The sequence below is a fragment of the Pseudogracilibacillus amylolyticus (SeqCode) genome (assembly GCF_051918545.1).
In the GTDB taxonomy this organism is placed as follows: Bacteria; Bacillota; Bacilli; order Bacillales; family Amphibacillaceae; genus Pseudogracilibacillus.
On record NZ_JBPPZG010000131.1, the window covers coordinates 1 to 10,747 of the forward strand.

Annotated in this window: 10 protein-coding genes; all 10 read right to left on the reverse strand. The window is 36.2% G+C overall.

Annotation, left to right across the window (positions count from 1 at the left end; genetic code table 11):
• The coding region (locus tag ACPYKA_RS14020) for an Rpn family recombination-promoting nuclease/putative transposase (protein ID WP_479542859.1) at window positions 1-293 on the reverse strand (293 nt) is incomplete at its 3' end.
• 253 nt (window positions 294-546) lie between these two features.
• The gene (locus tag ACPYKA_RS14025; RefSeq protein ID WP_479542860.1) at window positions 547-2,265 is read right to left on the reverse strand and encodes a DUF6044 family protein; all 1,719 of its coding nucleotides are present in this window, start codon (window positions 2,263-2,265) and stop codon (window positions 547-549) included.
• On the reverse strand, window positions 2,231-3,358 hold the full coding sequence (rffA, locus tag ACPYKA_RS14030; RefSeq protein ID WP_479542861.1) for a dTDP-4-amino-4,6-dideoxygalactose transaminase: 1,128 nt from the start codon (window positions 3,356-3,358) through the stop codon (window positions 2,231-2,233). Before rffA ends, ACPYKA_RS14025 begins: the two co-directional genes overlap by 35 nt.
• Before the next feature lie 10 nt (window positions 3,359-3,368).
• The gene (locus ACPYKA_RS14035) at window positions 3,369-3,734 is read right to left on the reverse strand and encodes a DMT family transporter (RefSeq protein WP_479542862.1); all 366 of its coding nucleotides are present in this window, start codon (window positions 3,732-3,734) and stop codon (window positions 3,369-3,371) included.
• Window positions 3,735-3,737: 3 nt separating this feature from the next.
• Complete coding sequence (locus tag ACPYKA_RS14040; RefSeq protein ID WP_479542863.1) at window positions 3,738-4,421, reverse strand: GNAT family N-acetyltransferase; 684 nt, start codon at window positions 4,419-4,421, stop codon at window positions 3,738-3,740.
• On the reverse strand, window positions 4,372-5,370 hold the full coding sequence (locus ACPYKA_RS14045) for a glycosyltransferase family 2 protein (protein WP_479542864.1): 999 nt from the start codon (window positions 5,368-5,370) through the stop codon (window positions 4,372-4,374). Before ACPYKA_RS14045 ends, ACPYKA_RS14040 begins: the two co-directional genes overlap by 50 nt.
• Window positions 5,349-6,371: a dTDP-glucose 4,6-dehydratase gene (rfbB, locus tag ACPYKA_RS14050; RefSeq protein WP_479542865.1), complete on the reverse strand. Its 1,023-nt coding sequence runs from the start codon at window positions 6,369-6,371 to the stop codon at window positions 5,349-5,351. The genes ACPYKA_RS14045 and rfbB overlap by 22 nt, the downstream gene beginning before the upstream one ends.
• Entirely contained in the window at window positions 6,364-7,296 is a 933-nt protein-coding gene (gene rfbA / locus ACPYKA_RS14055) for a glucose-1-phosphate thymidylyltransferase RfbA (protein ID WP_479542866.1), read from the reverse strand. The genes rfbB and rfbA overlap by 8 nt, the downstream gene beginning before the upstream one ends.
• Window positions 7,297-7,567: 271 nt before the next feature.
• Window positions 7,568-7,810, reverse strand: a complete 243-nt coding sequence (locus tag ACPYKA_RS14060) for a YkuS family protein (RefSeq protein WP_479542867.1) — start codon at window positions 7,808-7,810, stop codon at window positions 7,568-7,570.
• A gap of 89 nt (window positions 7,811-7,899) precedes the next feature.
• A complete protein-coding gene (gene recQ / locus ACPYKA_RS14065; protein ID WP_479542868.1) occupies window positions 7,900-10,053 on the reverse strand; it encodes a DNA helicase RecQ in 2,154 nt (717 codons plus the stop codon).
• Window positions 10,054-10,747: the final 694 nt, after the last annotated feature.

Below are 10,747 nucleotides of genomic sequence, written 5' to 3' on the forward strand. Positions count from 1 at the left end.
ATCATGTACTTTAGGAGCTGGAATGAAATGTTTTTTTCCTCGTAACTCTTATGCTCGAATAAAAAATATAAATATCCTTCTTCTCCATTCATTGTAACACTAAACAACAAATCGGAAAAATACTCTTCCAAGTCTTTCGTGATAAAACTGTCTTTTTCTGGAGAAATACTGCTTATATCTATTATACCCAAAATTTCCTCCGGTAAATAGTGATGAATAAAATCTTGTGCGACAGATACATCGCCAAGTGTTTCCTTAAAAAATTTATCATGCGGTTTGTTTATCCTGTCCATTCTCGCCCCACCCATTCCGAATATTCTGTGCTTTTAACTGATACATTAGAACTAAAATTTTATTAATACTATATTACCACATTTCCAGGATTAAGCAAACATTCGTTCTAAAAGTTTAAGGCGTTTCAAAGAAGTCTTCTGAAATTAGAACTCTTAAACGGGGAGTAAAGACCATCTACATGCGAAGATCCAACGCCTGAATAAACATTCTAAATTCTCTATCCCGAAACGTATGACTTTAGAATGGAATGTTTTAGTTATGGTCCAACTCCTTTTCATTCACCCGATACAAATGAATCTTCCAGTACGAATCTTTTGTAGAAAAACTTTTTTCAAATTCAAGCCCAAGTTCGGCATGATTTTCTATGGGTATCCCGGAAAAAATATATTTTCCTCCAAGTTTTTTAAGCTGCTCTATATTTAAATCGAGTTCATTTATCCGCATATCACTATCTTTTTTAAAAACATATTTTTTTCCAATTTCATCACTAAATACATAAAGTCTGCTTCCCCATGTATCAAAATATTTTTCTAACGTATGATTTTTCTCAAGTTCTGGAGCGATGATTTTCCTGAAATCATGTTTATACGCAAGCGGGATCGTATTGTTATACGTATCCAGTGTATAAAACCCGTTATATTGCGCAATCGTAGGATGCAGCGCAATACTAACAACGCGATAATTCTCTTGCGGTTCATCAATGTAAGTCTCAATTTCAGCAAAAAGTTCTTCATCGTAAAACTCAGCATAGGTCGGTGTTCCGACATGATGGTATTTTATTTCTTCTGTCAACACAAACAATTGACCAATTTGTGCTAGAAGTAAAAGGTAAACGATAATAGAACCAAATTTAAGCTTTTTCCATATGATTGATAAGGCGATTGCGAACATCATATACCAAAGGAACGGGCGTAACAGATGGAAACGTCCGAAATTAAACTCGTTAAAAACGGAAAAATTATCCTTCAATATACGCAAACCTTCCCAATACCAAAAACTGTACGCGAGCGAAAAGAGAACGTTTAATAAAAACAACTTTATTAACAAGTTTACGTTCGTTCGGTAAAAAGTGGCAATCATAAAACCAACCAAAATAACGGGAAGGATGACAGTTGCATGAAAATCAAGAGCATGTGTATGGCTATGAATAAAATTTTGCTTAAACAGCTGTACGGTTTGTGTAAAACTGTTGTAACCTAAATCAAGTTCCTTTCGATGTGATACAGACCCGCTATCGATAAACATCGAGTAAATAAGCATATAATTTTTAATGAGATAAATAGAGATCATTAAACTGATTGAAAGAAAAAAGGCTCGATTGAACCGCTTTTTTTTCCATGCATCATACAAGAACAAGAGACCAACAATCGTTAGAAAAAAGACAAACGTTAAAATGAAATTAGAAAAAAAGGGGATCAAGCTTAAATAAACCCAATATTGTTTCGGTGTTTTAAATTCCCGCTGACGTATCGTAAGAAAAAGGTAGGTTGCAAGTGGTAAACCTGCAATTGATAACACACCAGACGGCCAATAAGGCAGAATAGCAAAACAAACGGATACACCGAGTGCAATCACATAGTACCCCCGTTGCAGCCCGGGAATGATATAGGTGCGCAACAAAAGGAACATCCCAATAAATGCTATGATGCGCATCATTGTCTGGCTAATCGCATAAGCGAGAAACGGTGGAAACAAGACATACAACCATAGCACACCATCTAGTGCAGAGGGAAGGGCACTGCGAGGGAGTCCATTGATAATATTTGGGAGCTGTGAATTGGGTGCAGCAAAAATCTGTCCACTTTCAGCAAGAATTTTGTACCAAACGATATTGGAATCCAAATTATCGTGAACTCGAATATGTGTATTTTCACCTAAAAAATAGTATGGAGATAAATAGGTAAGCACAATAAGGATCGCCAAAATAAATAAATATTTATTTGAAAAACGAATAGATTTGATGAATGACATAGGTAACATCCTTCTCTCTTATCTGGTAAAAGAGTGGTAGACGGACAAGACGTTCACTTTCGGTCGTTGTATAGTTGTCTTTTCCGACAAATACACCAAATTTTTTCCCGGCAACTGAATTGTGTAATGGAACATAGTGAGACGCTGCTTGAACCCCGTTATCTTGTAAATGATCCATTAGTTTTGCCCGTTCTCGCTTATCTCTTGTTTTGATGAAAAAGAGATGGGCATTATGCGTATTTACGTCTGGAATGCTCGGCTTTTCTATACGACCTTTCTTTTCTAATTCCGCTAATCCTTTGTCATATAGCTTCCAAGCTTTCATCCGATTTGAGTATATTTTGTCGGCATGTTTTAATTGAACGGATAAAAATGCTGCACTCAGTTCATTTAAAAGATAAGAAGAACCCAAGTCACGCCATGTATATTTATCAATTTTTCCTTCACGAAAGGCGGTTCGATTTGTTCCTTTTTCTTGGATAATATGTGCACGTTCAAGAAGGGACGGATCATTTACTAATAAAGCGCCACCTTCTCCGCACTGATAATTTTTCGTGTCATGGAAGCTGAGTGTTGCCAAATGACCAATTGATCCAAGGGGACGAACTTTGTAACTACTCTGCAGTGCTTGTGCTGCATCCTCTATCACCCATAAATGGTGTGTTGCGGCTAGTTTCATAATTTCATCCATGTCACAAGCTACTCCGGCATAATGGACAACAACGATCGCTTTTGTTTTATTTGTGATCGCCCGTTCAATTTCGCGGACAGAAATATTCATTGTCGCCGCTTCAATATCAACATAACGAATGCGGGCACCACGTAGAGCAAAAGCGTTAGCTGTCGACACAAAGGTATAGGATGGCATAATAATTTCGTCCCCATCTTTTACATCAATTAATAATGCACACATTTCTAGTGCAGCTGTACAAGAGGGGGTGAGCAGTGCTTCTTTACAATTTGTAAGATTTTTAAGTAACTGCACACAGGTTTTAGTAAACTCGTTATTTCCTGAAAGTTGATCTTGATTGATTGCTTGCTCCATCATTTTAAGTTCTTCGCCAATAATAGCTGGTTTATTAAAAGGGATCACGAAAAACACCTCATATACTTTGACTGGAAATAAAAATACCTGCAACAATAAATGCCAGCCCAATTATTTTATGTACTGTAACGGCTTCAGCGAATAGAATGGCCGACAAAAGAAAGACAAGAATAAAGGATAAACTCATAAACGGATAGGCATAACTGATATCGAATTTTGTCATCGTAGCCATCCAAAACAGGGATGCGATAAACGCAGATGCTAAACCGGAAAAAATAAATGGATCAAAAATAAGGGTAAGCAGCGCAAGTAATTTACTGAAGGTTTGCTCTGGCAATCCGCCGATCTGGTCAATTCTCCACTTTAAAATTAATTGACCGTACACGGTAAAACCAATAGTTAAGGCGATATAAAGATAACCCAAAATTTACACTTCCTTCAATGGTGCGCCGTGAAATTTATGATACACATCGACTGTTTTATGTAAGGTGAATCCGAGTTTTATAAATAAATTAAGTGATTTAACATTCGCTGCCGAAATAGATGTCTTTAATTCCTCATACCCAAGTTCAAATTGTCTTTTCACACACATACTCGTAAAGGATTTTGCTAAATTTGCACCTTGATAATCTGGATGAATGCTTAATAATAAGACACGATCATTTTTGAAACCGTAAAAACCTACTTCTTTCTCATTATAAATCAGTGCATAAATACCGTTTTCTTCAATCAAATCTTCAACCCAGCGCATATACCGCTTATTAGCTAAATGATTTGGAATCATATTATCACGGTGGAAACGGCCATGTTCAAATGTATTTGCTGCAATGTCCAGCACATTATCTTCTTCAAAGTCAGTTGTGAGATGAACCATGTTGTTGTGGAAAAGCTGTAACTTTTCCTTTTTGCAACGGGGTTCTATTAATGTATCTACATAATAGAATCCGTACGCATGAAGCAATTTGTGATTAGCTAAAGGGTCAATTTTTACTGTGAAATGTCCCTCTAATTCGTCTGTTAATTTTAATGTATCTTCATTTATATCCACTATTTCATAAGTATCAATTTGAAATGTCCTTTTGTCCCAAGGGGTTTGTTTCAAACCGTTCATTTTCAATCTCCTCTCTCATATTTATTTCTTCTTTAACAAAATAGAGCGGGCGAGCCTTTGTTTCATTGAAAACCTTACCTAAATAAAGGCCAATAATCCCGAGATTAAATAAAATTAATCCACCCAAGAAGAAGATGGAAACCATTAAGCTGGTCCAGCCAGGTACATGTTCAGCCAAGAAGAAATATCTGACAAATAAATAGACACCATAAATAAAAGACAAAATTGCAATAAAAAGACCAATTTGTATAGAAAAACGAAGCGGTTTATTCGACTGAGAAATAATGACGTCTGTTGCCAGTTTAAAGAGCTTTTTAATATTATAGGAAGACTTTCCAGCCCTTCTCTGTTGGTGATGAACAGGAATATAGGCTGTGTCGAACCCCATCCACTGGATAAAAAGGGGATAGATTCGGTTTTGCTCTCTCATTTGTCTAAAACTTTCAATAACTTTTTTTGAGCTAATACTAAAATTAGCCACTGCATTATCACTTGAACGTTCTGCCAAATAATTATAAAATGCATAAAAAATTTTCGAGCTTAGTTTTTTAAAAAACGTATCTTGTCTTTCCACCCTTGTCGCAAAGACAATGTCATACCCATTTTGAGCTTTTTCATATAGATGAATAATCTCTTCTGGACGATCTTGTAAGTCACCGTCCATGACAACGACCCATTCGCCGATTGTACGATCGAGCCCTGCAGTAATCGCATTGTGCTGACCGAAATTTCGAGATAAATTAATTCCCTTTATCCTGTTATCAAGCCTACATAACTTGTTAATTGTTTGCCATGCACCATCAGGGCTCGCATCATTTACGTAGATAACTTCAAAGTTTTCCGTAATTTTTTCTAAGGAGTCAATAAGTCTTTCCGTTAATTCTATTAAACTATGCTCACACCCATAGATAGGGATGACAACAGATATTAATGTATTTTTTCTGTCCATTTTCTCACATACCAGTCCACTGTTTTTTCTAACCCTTCATCTAAGCTTACTTCTTGCTTCCAATTAAACTCTCTTCTTAGTTTCGAATCATCGACTGCATATCTTCTATCATGGCCGAGGCGATCGTCTGTAAACGTGATTAACTGTTCATGTGTAAATCCGTCTTTTTCAGTGAAAGGATGATCATCAAGTAGGGCACAAACCTTTTTTGCAATTGAAACATTCGTTTCTTCACAATTTCCGCCAATATTATATTTCTCCAGACGTTCGGCATGATGGTAAATAAGATCAATCGCCCGGCAATGATCCAGTACATATAACCAATCGCGAACATTCATCCCATCCCCATAAATCGGGATTGTTTTCCGCTGAAGACCTTGAGAGATAATTGTCGGAATTAGCTTTTCCTGATGCTGATTCGGGCCGTAATTATTCGAACAGCTCGATATTACAACATTCATCCCGTACGTATATCCAAAACTTTTTACGATTAAATCAGCACTTGCCTTGGATGCGCTGTATGGATTTCTCGGATCATACGGGGTATTTTCCTCAAACCTACCTGTACTCCCCAAAGATCCATACACTTCATCAGTTGAAATTTGGTGGAAACGGTTCTTATCTAAATTTCCTTGTTTTTCCCAAGCGTTTTTTGCACAATTAATTAAATTAAATGCACCGTGTACATTTGTTGTCATGAATTTCTCAGCATTTTTTATCGAACGATCGACATGAGACTCCGCTGCAAAATTAATGATGCCTGTGATGAAATTAGATTCGAAAAGTTGATTGATAAAATGGGCATCCGTAATGTCACCTTGAATAAAAGTATAGTTATCAGTCGGAATAGACGCGATGTAATCGACCGAACTGGCATAGGTTAACTTGTCGATATTAATAACTTGCTTATCCGGGTATTTTTCTGTGTAATATTTTACAAAATTTGAGCCGATAAAACCCGCTCCTCCGGTTACTAATAAAGCTGGTTTACTTTTATCCATGTCTTACCGGCCTCAAGTGAGGGTAGTGAAGGGATGCATCCCAATATTGCTGCGTATATTTTCGTTCTGCCAGTTCCAGTAAATACGTACCATACTCATTATTGTCCATGCTTTTTCCAACTTCATAAAGCTCCTGTTTTGAAATATAACCAAGGTAATAAGCAATCTCTTCTAAGCAAGCGACTTTAAATCCTTGGCGATCTTGGATGTTTTTGATAAATGTGGATGCTTCAAATAAAGCATCATGGGTTCCTGCATCCATCCAAGCGAATCCACGTCCTAACAGTTGTACCTTTAACTGTCCCTTCTCAAGATATAATTTATTTAGATCAGTAATTTCTAATTCACCACGTCTTGAAAAAGATAGTTTTTTGACCATTTTTACAGCTTGATGATCATAGATGTAAAGTCCTGTTGCTGCAAAATCTGATTTAGGATCTTCTGGTTTTTCCTCTAATGATATAACATTTTGCTCTTCATCAAATTCAATCACACCGAAACGATTCGGATCTTTTACTCGGTAGCCAAAAATAGTAGCATACTTGTTTTCATGGATGGCCTGTCGTATTACATTGGTAAATCCTTGGCCGAAAAAGATATTATCAGCTAAAATAAGCGTGACATCACTACGGTCAATAAACGTTTCTCCAATTGTTAAAGCCTCGGGAATTCCATTTGGTTCATCTTGCACAGCATATTGTAGGCGAAGTCCAAATGAACTGCCATCTCCTAACAAATCTTTAAACCGCTGTTGATCTTCTTGTGTGCTAATTATGAGAATATCCCTAATGCCGCCCAACATTAAAACAGAAAGGGGATAATAAATCATCGGCTTATCGTAGACGGTCAGTAAATGTTTATTCGTACTATTTGTACTTGGCAAAAGTCGTGATCCAGTTCCACCTGCTAACACAATGCCTTTCATCATGTCACCTCATTTAAGATTAGTAACAAAAGCTAACTATTTAACTCACTGATTAGAAAACTTTCTTCTAACTAACTTCCCTTCCTACTTATTTTTAAACGATTTTGCAGCTAAATAGGTGTTAAGTTTTAATTACGGAAAAATTTCATGATGAAACAATTAACCTGAAAACTTTGCGTGAAAGGGAAGCGGATTCAATGCTTCTCTAACTAGATCAACAAAAAAAACCGCACCTAGATAACTAGATGCGGAAATTTTACAGTTTATACCGTTAACTAAACCTGTCTCTTACCATTTGACAAATTTGCTCTGTCGTCGCCCCGTCGGCGTTAATAACTGGACCTTCAATTGCAACATCGGCAATGCCCATTATGTCTTTGTCCGTTCCGGAAATGATGACACTGTCACAGCCAGCTGCATCATCTTCAGAATGTACATCAACAACTTCATGTCCCATCTCTCTTAAAGCTTCTTTTACATTATCAAGACCTTGTTCTACTCCAATACGTGCCATTACTTTTTCCTCCTCAAGCATTTATACATATTCGACAGTTAGCATATCCAAATCGTGGAATGATATGCAATAAGAGGGGTATTTAAATTTTACATCAATTCATTCTTTACTAAAACAGCTTTAATTTTCCGGTAAGAGTAGGTTTCGGGAAGTGATTCTTTCAGTGGTTTTAGACGCTTCTCTTCAAGTTGTTCGTGTTTCGTTAAAATAACGTCTTCTTCTTCCTCATTAAAAAATATATCCCACACTAGCGGATAGCCGTCCCGAAACGCTTTGAATAAATGTCCTTCAATGGTTTGTTCGGTCATGGCACGTATTGTAGCAATATCTTTTATCGATTTTCCGGACTGGAACATTTTATAGCTTACAATATGACTCGGTTCATCATGTGTGCTCTCACTTGTTGTTTTTTTACGGATGGGACGATGTGTGTTCGTAATTTGAACTTTTGGCTTAATTTCCGGATGCTCTTTTTTAAAGTCTTGAATGGCTTGCATGAAGAGTTCACCATATTGTTCATATTTTCTTTCACCGATCCCTTTAATTTGTAGGATTTCATCTTTTGAGGTTGGAAAATAACGGCATAGGTCTCTTAATGTTGCATCTGAAAAGATAACATACGGTGGAACATTCTTCTCATTTGCAACATTTTTTCTCAGCTTCCGTAAATTAGCAAATAATCCCTCGTGAAAGTCAACTTCCTCATTACTTGGGATTGGAGCTGTTTGCATCCATACTTTCCGATTCCCTTTTAGAACAGCAACAGAATTTTTATTAAGTTTTAAAGTCGGGTATTTTCCTTCTACCGTACTTAGTAATTGTTCAGCAATTAAAAAATGAATCCATTCGGTTAATTCCTTTTCTGTATAGGCTGATAAAATACCATATGTGGAAAGTTTGTGCATATTAAAAGTGATTAGTTTTTTGTCCTTTGATCCACGTAAAACCTTTGCTGTCATTCCTACACCAAAATTTTCACCCATTCGTTTTACACAAGATAAGATCATTTGAGCTTCCTCTGTAATATCCGTTTTTTCACCTTCATTTTGACAATTACTGCACCGATTACAACGATGTTCAGAAGATAGGTCACTGAAATAATTGACGATAAAGGATGTTAAGCAACTATGTGTATGACAATAATTGATCATTGCTTGTAATTTCCGATATTCATTTTGCTTCATCGGTTCATCCATCTCTGATTGTTCTATTAAAAACTTTTGTAATTGGATATCTTGAGGAGAAAAAAGTAAAATACAGTCACTCGGTTCCCCGTCACGTCCAGCTCTACCGGCTTCTTGATAGTAAGATTCAATATTCATTGGCATCGCATAATGAATCACATAACGTACATTTGATTTATCAATACCCATACCAAAAGCGTTTGTTGCGATCATGATTGTTGTTTCATCATGAATAAAAGCGGTTTGAGCTTCTTTTCGTTCGAATTCCGACATTCCGGCATGATATTTTCCAACAGCATAGCCCAATTGGCTTAACTGGTCAGAAAGCGTATCTGCTTGTTTGCGAGTTGCCGTATAAATGATACCTGATTCGTCTTTACGTTCTTTTAAAAATGAACGGATATACGTTTCTTTATCTTTACCTTTTACTAGGTGAAAGGATAAGTTTTTTCGTTCAAATCCGGTTTTAACTACATATTGCTCATTAATTTGTAATAAGTCTTGAATATCAGTAATTACTTCTTTTGTAGCTGTTGCTGTTAACGCGACAAAGCTAGGGATATTATGTATTTGTTTTAATGTTGGAACGATAGATCGATAGCTTGGCCTGAAGTCGTGTCCCCATTGTGAAATACAATGTGCTTCATCAAAAGCAACAAGTGATAAGCGAATACTTTTAATAATGTTTACAAAAAATGATGATTCAAATCGTTCAGGTGCAACATAAACAAATTTAAATTTTCCATCTGCAATCTTTTGAAGCCGTTCTTGTTGCAGCGTGGCAGATATGGAACTATTAATATAAGTGGCACTAATACCATTAGCAATTAGAGCATCCACTTGATCCTTCATAAGTGATATTAATGGAGAAATAATAATTGCCGTTCCGTCCATAGCTAGAGCAGGGATCTGATAACATAATGATTTACCACTTCCTGTAGGCATAACGGCCAATGTGTTTTTTGTATGTAAAACATGATTTATTGTTTCCGCTTGTCCCGGGAGAAATGTTTCATAACCAAAAAACGTTTGTAAAATATGTTTTGCTTGTAAAATCATAAGTAAGTGCACTCCTTTTGTATAGTCTAGCATAAGTGAATGAACTATATAATTTAGGATTAGTTTTTTAAAAAGATATAGATTTAAAGTTTAACTTAAAGAATAAGCCGATTTTAATAGTAAGTAGCGATTGAATGTCTCCGTAAAAAGTTACATTAAAACATCTATTTTAACTCAATATCTTCCGATTTCCAAAGAAAATCGGTAGACTTAAATGTTAGACATATTGACAGAATATATATTAATGTAACATCTCATCTTTGACACCAAAAATCACTAAAAATGTTTTAAATTCAACGTTTTTGGTAGTTTTAAATTGCTCGAAAACAGCGTACTATTTTCTATTTTTAGTTTGTTTTAAAATTTTTTCATATTTTTTGAACAACTATTTGAAAATTTACTTTGCCGGCGGTTATTAGCCCGATACAGGGGATAGAGAAATTTCTAAGGAGTGGTTTACCAACATGCAAAGTGGCTACTGATAGATGCAGAGTCGTTTCTCAACATGCAGAGTGGCTCCCGATGGATGCAGAGTCGATTTCTAACATGCAAAGTGGCTACTGATAGATGCAGAGTCGTTTCTCAACATGCAGAGTGGCTCCCGATAGATGCAGAGTTGATTTCTAACATGCAAAGTGGCTGCTGATGGATGCAGAGTCATTTCTCAACATGCAGAGTGGCTGCTGATGGATGC

Coding starts and splice junctions, on each gene's coding strand:
- ACPYKA_RS14025 (WP_479542860.1), bottom strand. CDS start 2,265: ATGTCATTCATCAAATCTATTCGTTTTTCAAATAAATATTTATTTATT.
- ACPYKA_RS14040 (WP_479542863.1), bottom strand. CDS start 4,421: ATGAACGGTTTGAAACAAACCCCTTGGGACAAAAGGACATTTCAAATT.
- ACPYKA_RS14045 (WP_479542864.1), bottom strand. CDS start 5,370: ATGGACAGAAAAAATACATTAATATCTGTTGTCATCCCTATCTATGGG.
- rfbB (WP_479542865.1), bottom strand. CDS start 6,371: ATGGATAAAAGTAAACCAGCTTTATTAGTAACCGGAGGAGCGGGTTTT.
- rfbA (WP_479542866.1), bottom strand. CDS start 7,296: ATGAAAGGCATTGTGTTAGCAGGTGGAACTGGATCACGACTTTTGCCA.
- ACPYKA_RS14060 (WP_479542867.1), bottom strand. CDS start 7,810: ATGGCACGTATTGGAGTAGAACAAGGTCTTGATAATGTAAAAGAAGCT.
- recQ (WP_479542868.1), bottom strand. CDS start 10,053: ATGATTTTACAAGCAAAACATATTTTACAAACGTTTTTTGGTTATGAA.